The 16,405-nt window shown below is 65.7% G+C and carries 18 protein-coding genes; 13 read left to right on the top strand and 5 right to left on the bottom strand.

What is annotated here, in order from left to right; all coding sequences use genetic code 11:
• The first annotated feature begins 307 nt into the window (after nt 1-307).
• From gshA to bfr, 7 genes are all read left to right on the top strand, one after another.
• Nucleotides 308-1,603, top strand: a complete 1,296-nt coding sequence (gene gshA / locus BLR29_RS06965) for a glutamate--cysteine ligase (protein WP_092136632.1) — start codon at nt 308-310, stop codon at nt 1,601-1,603.
• 78 nt (nt 1,604-1,681) lie between these two features.
• Nucleotides 1,682-2,635 carry a glutathione synthase gene (gene gshB, locus BLR29_RS06970; RefSeq protein WP_092135733.1) on the top strand — a complete coding sequence of 318 codons (954 nt, stop codon included), beginning with the start codon at nt 1,682-1,684 and terminating at the stop codon, nt 2,633-2,635.
• Between the two features lie 89 nt (nt 2,636-2,724).
• Nucleotides 2,725-3,180, top strand: a complete 456-nt coding sequence (locus BLR29_RS06975; protein ID WP_092135734.1) for a PTS sugar transporter subunit IIA — start codon at nt 2,725-2,727, stop codon at nt 3,178-3,180.
• A complete protein-coding gene (locus tag BLR29_RS06980) occupies nt 3,149-3,418 on the top strand; it encodes an HPr family phosphocarrier protein (RefSeq protein ID WP_092135736.1) in 270 nt (89 codons plus the stop codon). The genes BLR29_RS06975 and BLR29_RS06980 overlap by 32 nt, the downstream gene beginning before the upstream one ends.
• A 49-nt stretch (nt 3,419-3,467) precedes the next feature.
• Nucleotides 3,468-5,225, top strand: coding sequence for a phosphoenolpyruvate--protein phosphotransferase (gene ptsP, locus BLR29_RS06985; protein WP_092135737.1), 1,758 nt, complete (start codon nt 3,468-3,470; stop codon nt 5,223-5,225).
• A gap of 226 nt (nt 5,226-5,451) precedes the next feature.
• Complete coding sequence (locus BLR29_RS06990) at nt 5,452-5,757, top strand: (2Fe-2S)-binding protein (protein WP_092135739.1); 306 nt, start codon at nt 5,452-5,454, stop codon at nt 5,755-5,757.
• A 153-nt stretch (nt 5,758-5,910) separates the two neighbouring features.
• Nucleotides 5,911-6,390 carry a bacterioferritin gene (bfr, locus tag BLR29_RS06995; protein ID WP_092135741.1) on the top strand — a complete coding sequence of 160 codons (480 nt, stop codon included), beginning with the start codon at nt 5,911-5,913 and terminating at the stop codon, nt 6,388-6,390.
• A 317-nt stretch (nt 6,391-6,707) separates the two neighbouring features.
• Here bfr and BLR29_RS07000 read toward each other — a convergent pair whose 3' ends face one another.
• From BLR29_RS07000 to gpmA, 3 genes are all read right to left on the bottom strand, one after another.
• Complete coding sequence (locus BLR29_RS07000) at nt 6,708-7,457, bottom strand: HesA/MoeB/ThiF family protein (protein WP_092135742.1); 750 nt, start codon at nt 7,455-7,457, stop codon at nt 6,708-6,710.
• A 74-nt stretch (nt 7,458-7,531) separates the two neighbouring features.
• Nucleotides 7,532-9,133 carry a S41 family peptidase gene (locus BLR29_RS07005; protein WP_092135744.1) on the bottom strand — a complete coding sequence of 534 codons (1,602 nt, stop codon included), beginning with the start codon at nt 9,131-9,133 and terminating at the stop codon, nt 7,532-7,534.
• A 205-nt stretch (nt 9,134-9,338) separates the two neighbouring features.
• Complete coding sequence (gpmA, locus tag BLR29_RS07010; protein ID WP_092135745.1) at nt 9,339-10,085, bottom strand: 2,3-diphosphoglycerate-dependent phosphoglycerate mutase; 747 nt, start codon at nt 10,083-10,085, stop codon at nt 9,339-9,341.
• A 129-nt stretch (nt 10,086-10,214) separates the two neighbouring features.
• On the opposite strand from gpmA, the gene BLR29_RS07015 reads away from it, so the two are divergent.
• From BLR29_RS07015 to BLR29_RS07035, 5 genes are all read left to right on the top strand, one after another.
• The gene (locus tag BLR29_RS07015) at nt 10,215-10,628 is read left to right on the top strand and encodes a rhodanese-like domain-containing protein (RefSeq protein ID WP_092135747.1); all 414 of its coding nucleotides are present in this window, start codon (nt 10,215-10,217) and stop codon (nt 10,626-10,628) included.
• Between the two features lie 91 nt (nt 10,629-10,719).
• On the top strand, nt 10,720-10,977 hold the full coding sequence (gene grxC / locus BLR29_RS07020) for a glutaredoxin 3 (protein ID WP_092135749.1): 258 nt from the start codon (nt 10,720-10,722) through the stop codon (nt 10,975-10,977).
• A 218-nt stretch (nt 10,978-11,195) separates the two neighbouring features.
• Complete coding sequence (secB, locus tag BLR29_RS07025; protein ID WP_092135750.1) at nt 11,196-11,711, top strand: protein-export chaperone SecB; 516 nt, start codon at nt 11,196-11,198, stop codon at nt 11,709-11,711.
• A 106-nt stretch (nt 11,712-11,817) separates the two neighbouring features.
• Nucleotides 11,818-12,837, top strand: a complete 1,020-nt coding sequence (locus tag BLR29_RS07030; RefSeq protein WP_092135752.1) for an NAD(P)H-dependent glycerol-3-phosphate dehydrogenase — start codon at nt 11,818-11,820, stop codon at nt 12,835-12,837.
• An 11-nt stretch (nt 12,838-12,848) separates the two neighbouring features.
• The gene (locus tag BLR29_RS07035; protein WP_092135754.1) at nt 12,849-13,841 is read left to right on the top strand and encodes a Bug family tripartite tricarboxylate transporter substrate binding protein; all 993 of its coding nucleotides are present in this window, start codon (nt 12,849-12,851) and stop codon (nt 13,839-13,841) included.
• A gap of 13 nt (nt 13,842-13,854) precedes the next feature.
• Here BLR29_RS07035 and trmL read toward each other — a convergent pair whose 3' ends face one another.
• Entirely contained in the window at nt 13,855-14,325 is a 471-nt protein-coding gene (trmL, locus tag BLR29_RS07040; RefSeq protein ID WP_092135755.1) for a tRNA (uridine(34)/cytosine(34)/5-carboxymethylaminomethyluridine(34)-2'-O)-methyltransferase TrmL, read from the bottom strand.
• Nucleotides 14,326-14,439: 114 nt separating this feature from the next.
• Nucleotides 14,440-15,309 (bottom strand): ComF family protein, encoded by an 870-nt coding sequence (locus BLR29_RS07045; RefSeq protein ID WP_143018419.1) that lies wholly within the window; start codon nt 15,307-15,309, stop codon nt 14,440-14,442.
• Here BLR29_RS07045 and BLR29_RS07050 point away from each other — a divergent pair.
• Nucleotides 15,298-16,236: a methyltransferase domain-containing protein gene (locus tag BLR29_RS07050; RefSeq protein WP_092136634.1), complete on the top strand. Its 939-nt coding sequence runs from the start codon at nt 15,298-15,300 to the stop codon at nt 16,234-16,236. The two genes, BLR29_RS07045 and BLR29_RS07050, sit on opposite strands and share 12 nt — an antisense overlap.
• Nucleotides 16,237-16,405 lie beyond the last annotated feature (169 nt).

Genomic DNA, 16,405 nt, shown 5'->3' on the forward strand with positions numbered 1-16,405 from the left:
CAGTGCCAGTGAGGCAGTTTCCTCCACCTGCAGAACGCTCCCCGTATCTGTCAGGCCATTTGAAAGCGCGGCGCCATGCCGCGCTTTTTTTTTGCCCCCCGCGCTCCGCCGCACCCTGACCCACCCGGCCGCGCAACCCCGGCGATCCCGGCATCGCCAGCCCGCCCTTTGAATTTCCCGGAGCCGTCCCCATATCGTTATCCCTTATGCCGGCTGCTGCATATGCTTATGTATGGCCTGCCTGCAGCCAGTTGGCCGTTCCTCTACAATCGGGGCGGACAACAAAAGATGATTAATTAGGATGGATATGGTCCCGCATCTCATCACCGCGCTGAACGGTCCGCTGCTCGAACTGGAAAAGAAGATCCTGGACGCCACGCCGTCCATCGAGCGCTGGTTCAGGCTGGAATGGCAGGAACATACCCCGCCGTTCTACTGTTCTGTCGACCTGCGCAACGCCGGCTTCAAGCTGGCGCCGGTCGACACCAACCTGTTCCCCGGCGGCTTCAACAACCTGGCGCCCGAGATGCTGCCGCTGGCCGTGCAGGCCGCGATGGCCGCCATCGAGAAGATCTGCCCGGATGCCAAGAACCTGCTGCTGATCCCCGAGCGTCACACCCGCAACATGTTCTACCTGCAGAACGTGGCGCGTCTGTCGCTGATCATGCGCCAGGCGGGCCTGAACGTGCGCCTGGGATCGCTGTCCGAAGACATCACCGAACCAACGCCGATCGAATTGCCCGACGGCCAGACGCTGGTCGTGGAGCCGCTCGCGCGCCTGGGCACCAAAGGCCGCCGGCTGGGGCTGAAGGACTTCGATCCCTGCTCGATCCTGCTCAACAACGACCTCTCGGCCGGCATTCCGCCGATCCTCGAGAACATCAACGAGCAATACCTGCTGCCGCCGCTGCACGCGGGCTGGTCCACGCGCCGCAAGAGCAGCCACTTTGCCGCCTATGACGAGGTGGCCAAGAAGTTCGCCAAGCTGATCGACATCGACCCGTGGATGGTCAACCCGTACTTCGCGCGTACCACCGGCGTGGACTTCCACGAGCGTGTGGGCGAGGAAGAGCTGGCCGATGCCGTCGAGGGCGTGCTCAAGAAGATCGCCAAGAAGTACCGCGAGTACGGCATCAAGGAAACGCCCTACGTGGTGGTCAAGGCGGATGCCGGCACCTACGGCATGGGCATCATGACCGTGCGGGACCCGTCCGAGGTGAAGGGTCTGAACCGCAAGGAACGCAACAAGATGAGCGTCGTCAAGGAAGGCCTTGAGGTCAGTGACGTCATCATCCAGGAAGGCGTGCACACGTTCGAGAAGGTGAACGAGGCCGTGGCCGAGCCGGTGGTCTACATGATCGACCGCTACGTGGTTGGCGGCTTCTACCGCGTGCACACGGGTCGCGGCAACGACGAGAACCTGAATGCGCCCGGCATGCACTTCGTGCCGCTGGCGTTTGCCCCGAATGGCATTCCGGACAGCCACGCCAAGCCGGGCGCGGCCGTGCCCAACCGCTTCTACATGTATGGCGTGGTGGCGCGGCTGGCGCTGCTGGCGGCATCGCTGGAACTCGAGAAGACCGACCCGAATCCGATTCTCTGATCCGCGGCTTGCGCCGCCTGCCGTCCGGGCATCTCCCGCCCGGACGTTTCCTTTCTGACGCGAACGCGACGAATCATCATGCGCATCCTCTTCATTACCGACCCGCTGGAGACCTTCAAGACGTACAAGGACTCCACCTACGCCATGATGACCGAGGCCGCCGCGCGTGGGCATGACCTGTTCTTCTGCCTGCAGTCGCAGTTGTCGCTGTCGGCCAACGTGGTCGAGGCCGTGGCGCAGCCGCTGGCTCTCACGGAAGACGCGCACGACTGGTTCCGCCTGGGCGAAGCCGCGCTGATGCCGCTGGGCACGTTCGATGCGGTGCTGATGCGCAAGGACCCGCCGTTCGACATGGAGTACGTGACCAGCACCTGGCTGCTGGAGCTGGCCGAGTCACAGGGCGCACGCGTCTTCAACAAGCCGCGCGCCATTCGCGATCACTCGGAAAAGCTGGCAATCGGCCAGTACCCTCAGTTCATCACGCCCACGCTGGTCACGCGCGACGCGGGACGCATCCGCGCGTTCCATGCCGAGCACAAGGACATCATCGTCAAGCCGCTGGACGGCATGGGCGGCATGGGCATCTTCCGCGTGGGCGCGGACGCCATGAACCTGGGCGCGATCGTCGAGACGCTGGGCGACAACGGCGCCCGCACGCTGATGATCCAGCGCTACATTCCAGCCATCAAGGACGGTGACAAGCGCATTCTGCTGATCGGCGGCAAGCCGGTGCCGTATTCGCTGGCGCGCATTCCGCAAGGCAGCGAGATCCGGGGCAACCTGGCCGCCGGTGGCCTGGGCCGGGCGCAGGAACTGAGCGCGCGCGATCGCGAGATTGCCGAGACGCTGGCGCCGGGCCTGTGGAAGCAAGGGTTGCTGCTGGTGGGACTGGATGTGATCGGTGACTGCCTGACCGAGGTAAATGTGACGAGTCCGACCTGTTTTCAGGAAATCACCCAGCAGACGGGGTTCCCCGTGGCGGCCATGTTCATCGACGCGCTGGAAGCAGCCGTCGCCGCTGACCGACGCTAACGCACCACAATCGTCCATACCCGGGCAATCATGGGAAGGGGCCGCTGGGCTGCCTGCTACAATTCGGGCAGTCCAACGGATTCACCATCATGGCAGGAATTCTGATCATCGCGCATGCGCCACTGGCTTCGGCGCTACGCGATTGCGCTGCCCACGTCTACTGCGGCCAGCCGCCGCGGCTCGAGGCCATCGACGTCATCCCTGACGCCGACCCCGCCGCCGTGCTGGCCGAGGCGCGCAGCCGCCTTGCCACCGTGTGCGAGGAAAACGGCGCCCTGGTGCTGACCGATATTTTCGGCGCCACGCCCGCCAATATTGCGGCGCGCCTGGCGGAGCCGGGCCGCGTCAAGGTGCTGGCCGGCGTCAACCTTCCCATGCTCGTGCGGGCTATCTGCTATCGCACCGAAAAGCTCGACCAGCTGGCGACCAAGGCGCTGGCAGGCGGCGCGCAAGGTGTACTGCAGGTCGGTACGACCACCGTCCAGAACCAAACCGCAAATCATCCCGACAAATATGCTGCAGAGGGACACAACCATCATCAATAAGCTCGGGCTGCATGCTCGTGCCTCCGCCAAGCTCACGCAACTGGCGGGCAATTATGTGAGTCAGGTCAAGATGTCCCGCAACGGTCGCCAGGTTGATGCCAAGAGCATCATGGGCGTGATGATGCTGGCGGCGGGCATTGGCTCCACGGTCACGATCGAAACCGACGGCCCCGACGAGCAGGAGGCAATGGACGCGCTGCTGGCGCTGATTGCCAACCGCTTCGGCGAGGGCGAGTGAGATTCGACGACACAACCCGCATTCTTAAACGTTCCTGACGGAGCGGTTCATGCCCTTTGCCTTGCACGGCATTCCGGTCTCGCGTGGGGTCGCCATCGGGCGTGCCCACATCCTGGCGCCGGCTGCGCTCGACGTTTCGCATTACCTGGTCGACGAAGACCGGCTGGATGCGGAGGTCGAGCGTTTGCGCGCGGCGCGTGCCGCCGTTCGCGCCGAGCTGATCGCGCTCAAGCGCGACCTGCCGCGCGATGCGCCCGAGGAGATGGGGGCATTCCTCGACGTGCACACGATGATCCTCGACGACGAGGCGCTGTCGCGCGAGCCGGAGGAGCTGATTCTCCATCGCCGCTACAACGCGGAGTGGGCGCTGACCACACGGCTCGAAGAGCTGATGCGGCAGTTCGAGGAAATCGAGGACGAGTACCTGCGCGAACGCAAGGCCGACATCCAGCAGGTGGTGGAGCGGATTCTCAAGGTGCTGGCCGGCGCGCCCGTGCTGGCGCCCGCACCGGTGCCGGCGCTGGCTGCTGACGGCGTGCCAGCACCAGGCGTGATCGTGGTGGCCCACGACATCGGCCCGGCGGACATGCTGCAATTCCGCCACACCGTTTTCCACGGCTTCGTGACGGATCTGGGCGGGCGCACATCGCATACCGCCATTGTCGCGCGCAGCCTGGACATTCCGGCCGCCGTGGGCGTGAAGAGCGCCAGCGAGCTGATCCGGCAGGACGACTGGATCATCATCGACGGCGATGCCGGACTGGTTATCGTGGACCCGTCGGCGATCATCCTCGAGGAATACCGTCACCGCCAAAGCGAGCGGGTGCTGGAGAAGAAGCGCCTGCAACGGTTGCGGCATACGCCGGCCGTTACGCTGGACGGGCTCGAGATCGAGCTGCTGGCCAACATCGAAATGGCCGAGGATGCCGGCGCGGCGCTGGCCGCCGGGGCGGTCGGGGTGGGGCTGTTCCGTTCCGAATTCCTGTTCATGAACCGGCGCGGCGAACTTCCGGACGAGGAAGAGCAGTTCACCGCCTATCGGGGCGCCGTGGAGGCCATGCACGGCCTGCCGGTGACGATCCGCACGATCGACATCGGCGCGGACAAGCCGTTCGACGGCCGCGGTGACGACTTTGAGACTGCGCTCAACCCGGCGCTGGGGCTGCGGGCGATCCGCTGGTCGCTGTCCGAGCCGGCGATGTTCCTGACCCAGCTGCGCGCCCTGTTGCGAGCCTCCGCGTTCGGTCCGGTGCGGCTGCTGATTCCGATGCTGGCCCACGCGAGCGAGATCGACCAGACGCTGGATCTGATCGCCCAGGCCAAGCGCCAGTTGGACGACCGCGGCCAGCCATACGATCCGGGTGTGAAGATCGGCGCGATGATCGAGATTCCGGCGGCGGTGCTGATGTTGCCGCTGTTCCTGCGGCGCATGGACTTCCTGTCGATCGGCACCAATGACCTGATCCAGTACACGCTGGCCATCGACCGGGCCGACAACGCGGTCGCGCACCTGTACGACCCGCTGCATCCGGCCGTGCTGCAATTGATCGCCCGCACGATCCGCGATGCCAATCGCGCCGGCGTACCGGTGGCCGTCTGCGGCGAAATGGCCGGGGACCCCCTCATGACACGCCTGCTGCTGGGCATGGGCCTGCGCGAGTTTTCCATGCATCCGGCGCAATTGCTGCGGGTCAAGCAGGAAGTCATCCACGCGCACTGCGAAAGCCTGGGTCCGATCGTTGATCGGGTGCTCAATGCCTACGAGCCCGATGAACTTGCCGCAGCGCTGAAGCAGCTGTCGGCGTAAGACAACCCTAAGACAACTGGGGTTTTTGTCTGCGGATCTGCAACGCCAACGCCGCGTTTCGGGCCGAAAAGTGGCGTTGGAAATCCATTCGAAAACCGTTTTGTGATCCTTCCGATACGGATTCCCGATGTGGCTTAATGGGAATTGTTATCATTTTCGATCTCTGATATTCTGCCTCTCATCGCGTTCGGCATGCCGGTGCCGACGCTGCCCCCAGGAGGCTTTTGTGTACGTCTGCATCTGCAATCAGGTCACCGATCATGAAATCCACGGCGCCGCCCACCTTGGCGTGTCGACGATGGACGAGCTGGCGGAAACGCTCGGCGTTGGGACTTGCTGCGGCCGTTGCCGCGATTGCGCGCAGCAGGTGCTGTGCGAAGGCGTGGCCGCCGTACAGAACATGAAGGCTTCCACGATCTCGACCATTCAGGTTGTCGAGATTTCGACCTGTTCCACGGCCACGTCACGTGCCATAATGGACACTCGGGACCCGGCAGTCGCGAATGACCAGCGTACCGAGCTGGTCGCCTGAAATACACCGAATAACGCGTGCATTGAGAAGCGCGCCCACGGACTGGCAAGTCCGCGGCGCGCTTTTTGTTGCATTCGTGATTTCCGACTGCACGGGGCGTCTTCGGACGCCCCGTCGTGCTTTTACGCGGGCCCGTTGCAACAGGAGCCCCGAATGAAAGGTGACAAGAAGGTCATCCAGCATCTGAATGCCCAGCTCAAGAATGAGCTGACCGCCATCAACCAGTATTTCCTGCACGCCCGCATGTACCGCCATTGGGGCCTGAAGAAGCTGGGCGACGTGGAGTACAAGGAGTCGATCGGCGAAATGAAGCACGCCGACCGCCTGATTGACCGCATTCTGATGCTCGATGGGCTGCCCAACCTGCAGGACCTGCACAAGCTGCTGCTCGGCGAAGATACGCCCGAAATGCTCAAGTGCGACCTGAAGCTGGAGCAGACCGCCCACGCCACCGTAAAGGAAGGCATCGCATATTGCGAATCCGTTGGCGATTACGTCAGCCGCGAGATCCTGGTCGATATCCTCACGGACACCGAGGAGCATATCGAGTACCTGGAAACGCAGCTGGACCTGATCGACAAGGTCGGCCTGCAGAATTACCTGCAGTCGCAGATGGAGCCGGGCGCGCAGTAAGCGCGCAGGCGACGTCAGCAAGGAATATGCGCCAGCCGCTGCCAGGGAAGTGAGGCGGTGGCCGGCGATCCGCGTGGCGTTGCATGACGCCACGTCCGAATGCGAGGCCGGTCATTAACCGTTCTCATTCGGATTCTTGTCTTCATCCAGTCGAATCGCGTCGGCTTGAGTGACTCAGCGGGGATGGGCTCCGCCGCATGGGTTGCTCGGGTCGATGCCGCGATGGCTGGCCCCAGGGCTCGCTTGAAGGGCCCGCCGCAACGCCACGATTCTGCGGGCGCTTCTTGGTGGCTCCCACGGTACCCAGCAGTGCCCCATCAATGGTGGCCGCAAACCTCGCAGTCCGGGGTGCGGGCCAGCCGCATCGTCGTCCACTCCATCGTCATCGCGTTGACCATCAGCAGCCGCCCAGCCAGGGTTTGACCGACGCCAGTCAGCAGCTTCAGGGCTTCCGCCGCCTGCACCGTGCCGACGATGCCGACCAGCGGCGCAAACACGCCCATGGTCGCGCACGCGGCCTCGGGCGCCGGCTCGGAGGGCGGGAACAGGCAGGCATAGCACGGCGCGTCCGGATGGCGCAGGTCGAATACGCTCACCTGGCCGTCGAAGCGCAGCGCAGCGCCCGAGACCAGCGGCTTGCGGTGCCGCAGGCAAGCGCGGTTCACGGCCTGGCGCGTGGCAAAGTTGTCGCAGCAGTCCAGCACCACATCGGCCAGCGCGACCAGTCCATCGAGTTCGGCATCGCCAACGCGCTGCGGTATGAGGGTGACGTCGACGCCCGGATTGATGCGCAACAGTCCTTCCTTTGCCGACTCCACCTTGGGGCGGCCGACATTGGCCGTCGTGTGAAGGATCTGGCGCTGCAGGTTGGTCAGATCGACGTCGTCGTTGTCAACGATCGTGATCCGCCCCACGCCGGCCGACGCCAGGTAGGGCAGTGCCGCTGCCCCCAGTCCGCCCGCGCCGATGACCAGGGCATGCCCGGCCAGCAGGCGTTCCTGACCTTCGATACCGAGTTCATCCAGCAGGATATGGCGCGAGTAGCGCAGAAGCTGATCGTCGTTCATGGTGCCCGTCAAACAAAAGCGGCCCGTCGGTCGTGCACCGCGGGCCGCGCAGGGGAGGGGTGGAAAAACGCCGCTTAGCGGTTCTTGCCGGTCGGCGTGCCGAGCGGATCGCCGATCGGGGCGCTTGCCGGCGGCTGGCTGGCCGGCTTGGGCGCCGCGGCCGGTTTGGCGGCCGGCTTGGCCGGGGCCTTGTCCGATACCTTTTCCTTGTCCGGCTTGCCCGCGGACTGGGCCGCCTCCAGGCGCGACTTCGAGCGCTGGACCGGCTTGCCGTTCAGTTGCGCGATCGCCTGCTGGAGCATGAAGTCATCCGCGGAGCCAAACTCCACCGGCTTCTTGCGGCGATCCTTCTCGCGCTCTTCCGGCGTCTTCTTCGCGTTCTCTTCTTCCAGGCGGCGCAATTCTTCCACGCGGCGCTGCTCGCGCTCGTTCATTTCCGGCTCTTCCGACTCCTGCTTGTTGTGCAGGTGGCGCTCGGTGTCGATCTCGCGCGTGATCAGCGCGTCGTCCGGATCGCCCTCGGGAGTCTGGTCGACCGGAATGTCCGGACGGATGCCCTTGGCCTGGATCGACTTGCCCGTCGGCGTGTAGTAGTACGCGATGGTCAGCTTGATGCCGGTGTCGTTGGTCAACGGGCGCACGGTCTGGACCGAGCCCTTGCCGAACGTCGTCTTGCCCATGATCAGCGCGCGGTGGTGATCCTGCAGCGCGCCCGCCACGATTTCCGACGCCGATGCCGAGTAGGCGTTGGTCAGCACGACCATCGGAATCTTCTTGAACGTTGCCGGCAGGTCCTTGAGCGGATCGTCCTCGATCGACGACAAGCGGTAGTTGTTGAACGATGCCTTGTAGACGCGCTTGGCGTCCGGCACCTGGCCGTTGGTGGAAACCACCGTGGCATCGTCCGGCAGGAACGCCGCGGCCACGCCGACCGCGCCTTGCAGCACGCCGCCGCCGTTGTTGCGCAGGTCCAGGATGATGCCCTTCAGGCCGGGATTCTTGTCGGCCATGTCCTTCAGGCGGCGCCCCAGGTCGGACACGGTGCGCTCCTGGAAGCTCGTCAGGCGCACCCAGCCGATGGTGTTGTTGTCGAGCATCTTGGTCTTGACCGACTGCACGCGGATTTCCGCGCGGGTGATCGAGACCGGGAACGTGCGTTCCTCGCTCTTGCGGTAGATGGTCAGCGTGACCTTGGTGCCGGGCTCGCCGCGCATGCGCTTGACCGCCTGCTCCAGCGGCAGGCCGCGCACGGGTTTGTCGTCGATGCGGGTGATCAGGTCGCCCGGCTGGATACCGGCGCGGAACGCGGGGGTATCCTCGATCGGGTTGATGACCTTGACCAGGCCTTCTTCCTGCGAGATCTCGATGCCCAGGCCGGCAAAGCGGCCGCGCGTGCCTTCCTGCAGTTCCTTGAAGTCCTTCTCGTCCAGGTAGGCCGAGTGGGGGTCGAGGCTGGCGACCATGCCCTTGATGGCTTCGGTCAGCAGTTTCTTGTCGTCGACCGGCTCCACATATTCGCGCTTGATCTGCCCGAAGATGTCCGACATCAGCCGCAGCTGGTCGAGCGGCAGCGGCCCGGACGAATTCTGGGCCGTCGCCGAGATCTGCAGCGTGGCGAGCACGCCGGCAACGACGCCGACTGAGACGAGGCTAATGTTCTTGAGCGTCTTACGCATGGGCAGCCTGAACGTGTGAGGATGTTGCAATATATCGCCCGGGCGCGGCCTGGGGGGCAGGCCGGGGCCGGATTCGAACCGACAGTATAAGAGGGTGCGCAGAAAAAGACCTGTGCGCCGCAAATCCGAGGTGGGCGCGGCCACACAAGCAGTCGGCGCCTACCCGGAGGACCCCCGGGCAGGCACTTCTACGCCACACGGACGGTCAGCGGGCCTTGCCCTGGTTGGCCACGGCGGCCAGCGATGCGGCGATGGCTTCCTGGTCGCCCAGGTAGTAATGGCGCAGCGGGCGCAGGTTGGCGTCCAGCTCGTACACGAGCGGGGTGCCATTGGGAATGTTGAGGCCGACGATGTCGTCATCCGAAATCTGATCCAGGTACTTCACCAGCGCGCGGATACTGTTGCCATGGGCGGCGATGACCACGCGCTTGCCGGATTGGATGTCAGGAGCGATCGATTCGTTCCACAGCGGCAGCACGCGGGCCACGGTGTCCTTCAGGCACTCTGTCAGCGGGATCAGCTCGCGCGGCACATTGGCATAGCGCGGGTCGTTGAACGAAGCACGTTCATCGGTCGCTTCCAGCGCCGGGGGCGGGGTGTCGTAGCTGCGGCGCCAGACCAGCACCTGCTCGTCGCCGTACTTCTTGGCGGTTTCCGCCTTGTTCAGGCCGGCCAGCGCACCGTAGTGGCGTTCATTCAGGCGCCATTCATTGCGCACGGGAATCCACATCTGGTCCATTTCGTCCTGCACGTGCCAGAGCGTGCGGATGGCGCGCTTGAGCACGGACGTGTAGGCCACATCGAAGGCGAAACCGGCTTCCTTGAGCAGCTTGCCGGCCAGGGTGGCCTGGGCGACGCCCGTATCGGTCAGGTCGACGTCGACCCAGCCGGTGAAGCGGTTTTCGAGATTCCACGTGGATTCGCCGTGGCGGATGAGAACGAGCTTGTACATGCTGCTTCCAGGGAGTAAGTGACCTGCGGCGCCCCTGCCTGGCCGGCTGGCGGCCACCGACAAATATCGGCGCGGGCGCGAAACCGCGTATTTTATAATGCCGCCGACCCAACCCAACGGAATGCCAACGTGAATTTCTTCGCCGATTACAACAACCTGGCCCTGATCGCCATCGCCGTGGTCTCCGGCGGCCTGCTGGCCTGGCCGCAGATCAAGGCTGGCACGGGCGGCAAGCGTGTCAATACGGCCGCCGCGACCCAGCTGATCAACAAGCGCAATGCCGTGGTGGTGGACATCCGCGACGCCGCCGAGTACGCCAAGGGCCACCTGCCGCAAGCGAAGAGCGCGCCCCTTGCCGACCTTCCCTCGCGGGCGCCCGGACTCGCAAAGGACAAGTCGGTCCCCATCATCGTGATCTGCCAGACCGGCCAGCGCTCGGGCAAGGCGCAAGCAGCCCTGAAGGAAGCCGGGTACAGTGAGGTCTACGCGCTGGAGGGCGGCATGGCTGCCTGGCAGCAGGCCGGCCTGCCGGTCATCAAGTAACCCAGTCAACGTCCAGTAATCATTGCAGTCACGGCGCGGATCCGCCCATGGCGGTCCGCGTCGTTGCATTTCAAAGTCAAGGAGAACACGCATGGCCCGCGTCGTCATGTACAGCACGGTGGTGTGCCCCTATTGCCAGATGGCCGAGCGCCTGCTGAAGCAACGTGGGGTCGGTGAGATCGAAAAGATTCTGATCGATCGCGAACCCGGCAAGCGCGAGGAAATGATGACGCGAACCGGCCGCCGGACCGTGCCGCAGATCTACATCGACGAGACACATGTAGGCGGCTTCGACGACCTCTCCGCGCTGGACCGCCAGGGCGGCCTCATGCCCCTGCTGGCGGCCTGACAGCGCCCCGGCCCGCGCCCGTGGGCCGGGGCTTCGTCTAGGAAGATTCTGATTCCGCTGGCGCCGGGTGAATTCGCCATCCGCGTCATGTACCATATGCGTTTTCCCAACCGGGCGCCGGCCCGCGCCGAAACGGCTCCGCCCCAGGCGTGGCTGTCCGTTCGCGTTGCCGGCCTCCATGGCGCAGTGCGCCCAAACCGACCATCCGGAAGCCTCATATGAGCGACCAGCAACAAGCCACCCAGCAGGACGACCAGCCCTTCTTCAACATTCAGCGCGTGTACCTGAAGGACATGTCGCTGGAGCAGCCGAATTCCCCGGCCATCTTCCTGGAATCGGAAGCGCCGTCGGTGGAAGTGCAGGTCAACGTGGCCGCCGCCCAACTGCAGGAAGGCATCTTCGAAGTGGTGGTGACGGGCACCGTGACGACCAAGGTGCAGGACAAGGTGGCATTCCTGGTGGAAGCGCACCAGGCTGGCATCTTCGACATCCGCAATGTGCCCGCGGAGCAGCTTGACCCGCTGCTGGGCATCGCCTGCCCGACCATCCTCTATCCGTACCTGCGCGGCAACGTGGCAGACGTGATCACGCGTGCGGGCTTTCAGGCCATCCACCTGTCGGAAATCAACTTCCAGGCGCTGTACGAGCAACGCCTGCAGGCTGCCATGCAGGAAGCCGGTCAGGGTGGCGAGTCCGGCATCGTCATGCCCGACGGCAGCCAGGCCCGCCACTGATCGGGACGACTGACCGCGGTCATCGCAAGAACGGGGCTTCGGCCCCGTTTTGGCTTTCTTTGACGTCCATACTGTCTTCATGACAGCGCCAACCGCCAGACCTGCCATGAAACTGACCTTCCTCGGAGCCGGTGCGTGGGGTACCGCCCTTGCCAGCCATGCGGCCGCCGTGCACGACGTGGTGCTTTGGGGCCGCGATCCCGAACAGCTTGCCGGCATCGCCCGGACGGGCACGAACGCGGCCTATCTCCCCGGAGTACCGCTTGCGCCGAAGCTGGCCTGTGAGCCGGACTTCGACCGGGCCGTCGACCATGCGCTTGCCGATCCGGATGGCCTCGTGATCGTGGCGACGCCAGTGTCCGGCCTGCGCGAGATGACGCGCCGGCTGGCGGCGCGCCGCAAGGGGCCGCTGGCGATGCTCTGGCTCTGCAAGGGCTTCGAGGCCGAGACCCACGCGTTGCCGCACCAGATGGTGCGGGAGGAACTCGATGCGCTGGGCGTCGCCGCCGGCGAGATCGAATACGGTGTGCTGACCGGCCCGAGCTTTGCGAAGGAAGTGGCCCAAGGCTTGCCATGTGCGCTGACCGTGGCCGGGTCTGCGCACATGCTGGCGGATCGCGCGCAGGCGGCGTTCCACCACCACGCGATGCGCATCTATGGCAGCGACGACCTGACTGGCGTCGAAGTCGGCGGTGCCGTGAAGAACGTGCTGGCGATTGCCACGGGCGCGAGCGATGGGCTCGGACTCGGCCTGAACGCCCGCGCGGCCCTGGTCACGCGTGGCCTGGCCGAAATGACCCGGCTTGGGCTGGCACTGGGCGGCCGCCTGGAAACCTTCATGGGCCTCGCAGGCATGGGCGATCTGATCCTGACGGCCACGGGTGACCTGTCGCGCAACCGCAAGGTCGGCCAGCAACTGGCCAGCGGCAAGACCCTTGACCAGATCCTGGCGGACCTCGGCCATGTGGCCGAAGGCGTGCGCTGCGCGCAGGCCGTGGCCGCGCTAGCTGCCCGGCACGGCGTGGACATGCCGATCACGCGCGCCGTCTGCGCGGTGTTGTTTGAAGGCCTGAATGCGGCCGATGCCGTCGCCCGTCTGCTGCAACGCGACGCCCGAGACGAATAAATCCCCCTCCCATGACTTCACGCCGCCGCGCCCTCGGGGCGCTCCTTGCCGCCTCCGCTACCGCCGCCGTCGCAGCCTGGGCGCCCGCCGCGCTTGCCGACACCTGGCCCGCGAAGCCGATCCGCATGATCGTGCCGTTCCCGCCCGGCTCGTCGCCGGACCTGATGGCGCGCCTGGTGACGGAGAAGCTGGCCGCCGTGCTCGGGCAGCCCGTGGTGATCGAAAACCGGCCCGGCGCCGGCGGCAATATCGGCACCGGCATGGTGGCCAAGGCGGCACCCGACGGCTACACGCTGCTGTTCACGATCAACGGTCCGCTCGTGACCGCGCCGTCGCTCTATCGCCATCTCAGCTATGACCCGGTGCGCCAGCTGGCGCCTGTGACGCTGGTGGCGACATCGCCAAACGTGCTGGTCGTCGATGCGCGCCTGCCCGTCCACAACCTGCGCGAGTTCGTGGCGTTGGCCAAGTCGAAGCCGGGCACACTGAACTACGGGTCGGTGGGCAACGGCAGCGCGGCCCATCTGGCGATGGAGCAACTCAAGACGATGGCCGGCATCGACCTGCAACATGTGCCGTATCCCGGCTTTCCGCAGATCACGACCGCCATGGTCGGTGGTCAGGTACAGGCCGGATTCATGGTCCCGGCGATCGCCATGCCGATGGTGACGGCTGGCAAGCTGCGGATACTGGCCGTGACCACGACGGGCCGCACTGCCGTGCTGCCTTCGGTCCCGACGGTAGCGGAATCCGGCTATCCGGGATTCGAGGCGATTTCCTGGCAGGCCGTGCTGGCCCCGGCCGGCACGCCGGCACCGATCATCGACCGGCTGTATCGCGAGCTGGTGGCCATCATCGGCAGCGACGACGTGCGGGAGAAGATGCGTGCGCAGTACTTCGTGCCAGCGGGCACGGCGCCGGCATCGCTGCGGCAGACGATGGCGAGCGAGAAGGTGCGTTGGGACAAGGTGATTCGCGCCGCCGGCGTGCAGCCGGAGGGTTGAGCGCGACGCAGCGTCAGGCGCCGCCGGCGAAGCCGTTCTGGCGCCACGCCTCGAACACGACCACGGCCACCGTGTTCGACAGGTTCAGGCTGCGGTTGTTGGGGCGCATCGGCAGGCGGATGCGCTGCGCGGCGGGAAACCACTCGCGGCGTTCAGGCGCCAGCCCGCGCGTCTCCGAGCCGAACACAAACCAGTCGCCCGGCGCAAAGCTAACCTGGCCGAACGGCGTGGCGCCATGCGTGGTGAGCGCGAACATGCGCGTCGGGTCGGGCTGCTCGGTGGCCATCAATGCGTCCCAGCTCTCGTGCACGCGCATCGTCGCGTACTCGTGATAGTCCAGCCCGGCGCGGCGCATGCGCGCGTCTTCCAGTGGAAATCCCAGCGGTTTGACCAGATGCAGCTGCGCGCCCGTGTTGGCGCACAGGCGGATCACGTTGCCAGTGTTGGGCGGGATTTCGGGTTCGACGAGGACGACGTTAAACATGGGATCTGGGGCTGGAAAACCGGAGCGCAGCTTACCGTGCGGCGCAGTGGCTGTCACGGAGCGACAGCCACCGGATCATTGTCACCGTTGTCACGGTTGTCACCGAATGCCCGGTCAGGGCGTGCGCAAGGCGGGGAGTGCGGTGACCCGCGACGCCCCGTGTGCCTTGAGCACACGGGCGGCTTCCCGCAGCGTGGCGCCCGTCGTCATGACATCGTCGACCAGGCCGATATGCAATCCGTCGAGCCGCTCATGGTGTCTGACCGCGAATGCGTCGCGCAGGTTGGCCCGGCGCGCCGGCAGGTCCAGTGTGCGTTGCGTGACGGTGTCGCGCCGGCGCGCCAGCAGTGTGGCGTCGGCGCGGATGTCGAGCCGGAGCGAGAGCGGGCGGGCGATCTCCCACGCCTGATTGAAGCCGCGTGCCGCCAGCCGCTGCGGCGACAGCGGCACGGGCACGAGTACGTCGGGAATGGTGTCGGACGCGGCGCAAAGGCGATCGGCCAGCCGGGCGGCGATCCATTCCGCCAGGGGCAGCGCGGCCCCGAACTTCAGGCGGAGCACCAGGGTGTCGAGCGGGCCCGCGTAGTCCCCGAGCGTCAGCGTCGCATCGAGCGGATCGTCGTCGACACAGGCGAGGCAGGCATGGCAAGCGAGCCCAAGTCCGCGGACATCGCCCGGACTGGCGCAGCGCGGACAGCGCGGCGTTGGCTGAAGCGCGATCTCCGCACACGCCGCACAGACCACTTCCGACTGCACGGCACCGCACAGCGCGCAGGCTGATGGCAGCAAGGCGCGCCACAGGCCGGCCACCAATCGCTGGCTGATGCCGCTGCCGGCACCCCCGGCAGCCTGCGCGGCGGGCGCGTATACTTGCGCTCCTGTTGCCGGCGCGCCATGCGTGGCCGACATTTTTCCGCGTGCGACACTTTGTCGCAGCGCCCGCCGATCCGTCTCTTGTTGCCCAGCTTGTCCGTGTCCCTGCATGCCACCGATTCCCCTGATGCCTGGTTGCCGCCTGCGCGGCTGACCCGGCTTGCCTTTGATCGCCGTAGCGCCAGGTTTGGTCAGCTCGATTTCCTGCTGGGCGAGATTGGCCAGCGCATGCAGGAGCGGATGGAAGTCATCCGGCTGGCACCGCGCCGGGCGCTCGATATCGGCTGCGGTCATGGCCAGGGCCTGGCGGGGCTGCGCGCACGCTTTCCTGATGCCCAGATTGCGGGACTGGATGTGTCAGGCGAGATGCTGCGGCAGGCCGGACAGCGTGATCCGCAGCGCAGGCCCGGCTGGATCGGACGCATGCTCGGCAAGCGCCCCATGTTCGACCTGGTGCAGGGCGATCTTGCCACACTCCCCTTCGACGCCGCCAGCTTCGACCTGCTCTGGTCCAACCTGGCATTGCACTGGCATCCGGAGCCACATCGCGTGTTCCCGGAATGGCATCGCGTCACCCGCGACGAGGGCCTCGTGCTGTTCTCGCTATTCGGCCCTGACACGCTGCGTGAACTGCGCGCGGCGTTTGGCGAGGTGGACCTCGATGCGCACACGCTGCGCTTCGTCGACATGCATGACATTGGCGACATGCTGGTCCACAGCGGCTGGTCGACGCCGGTGATGGACATGGAGACGCTGACCGTGACCTATGAATCGCCCGAAACGCTGCTGCGCGAAGTCCAGGCGTTCGGCGGCTTCCGCCGTCCCGGCCCGGTGGGCCTGCGCGGACGCCGCTGGCATGCCGCCGTGCTGGCCGCGCTGGATCGTCAGCGCAATGCCGACGGCGTGATCCCGCTGACGTTCGAAATTGTCTACGGCCACGCGTGGAAGCTGGCGCCGCGTGGCAAGCAGGCGGTCGACGACCAGGGGCGCGCCGTCGTGCCGGTCGACAAAATCGGTCGCGCGCAGCCGCGCCGGTAATCGGTCGCCCGACAATCCGCTGGCATCGATTGTGTTGACTATCGCGCGCGTCGAGGTCATGCACAAAAATTTGAATAGCGCAAGCGCTGCGGTCAAATCCGGCCTTGTTCGAGTATGCGAAGCGCCATATAATGCGCCAGTTTGTCGCAGTGGTCCCCTGGCACAAGAA

It is taken from the genome of Cupriavidus sp. YR651 (assembly GCF_900101625.1).
In the GTDB taxonomy this organism is placed as follows: Bacteria; Pseudomonadota; Gammaproteobacteria; order Burkholderiales; family Burkholderiaceae; genus Cupriavidus.